This window comes from Neisseria sp. P0021.S006 (genome assembly GCF_051956895.1).
Map to the genome: position 1 here is coordinate 1 of NZ_JBQCWZ010000719.1, position 709 is coordinate 709.

The window sequence follows — 709 nt, forward strand, 5'->3', positions numbered from 1 at the left end:
ACAAACCTAAGGCCGTCTGAAACCCAAACCGGCATCTTTCAGACGGCCTGGACATCTTGACGGCAGATTATCATGACTTCACAAGCATACACCCTGTCCCAAATAGTTTCCCAACTCGGCTGCGAATGGAAAGGCGAAGACATCGCCATTACCGCCGTCCGTCCATTGGATCAAGCGCAGGCGGAACACATCAGCTTTTTGGCCAACCCGAAATATAAAGCCGAAGTACACGACAGCCAAGCAGGCGCAGTGATTGTGTCGCCGAAAGCCGCAGACGAATTTGCGGGCCGCAACCTGATTGTGGCTGCCGATCCTTATCTTTATTTTGCCAAAGTGGCACGATTGTTCTCGCCGATTGTCAAAGCACAGGGCGGCGTACATCCGACCGCTGTTGTCGAAGCGAGCGCAAAAGTACCGGCAAGCTGCGAAATCGGCGCGAATGCCTATATCGGCGCGAATGCCGTATTGGGCGAAGGCTGCCGTATTTTGGCCAATGCCGTTGTCCAACATGATTGCACGTTGGGCGATGAAGTCGTGCTGCATCCAAACGCTGTCAGCTATTACGGCTGCACTTTGGGCAACCGTGTCGAAATCCACAGCGGCACAGTCATCGGCGCAGACGGTTTCGGCTTGGCCTTTGCCGGCGATTCATGGTTTAAAATTCCGCAAACCGGCGCAGTCACGCTGGGCGATGATGTGGAAATCGGTT

At 54.3% G+C, this 709-nt stretch carries 1 protein-coding gene; it reads left to right on the forward strand.

The window, feature by feature from the left end:
* Window positions 1–72: 72 nt before the first annotated feature.
* A partial coding sequence (locus ACTHUM_RS16685) for a UDP-3-O-(3-hydroxymyristoyl)glucosamine N-acyltransferase (protein WP_440403516.1) occupies window positions 73–709 on the forward strand: 637 nt, incomplete at its 3' end.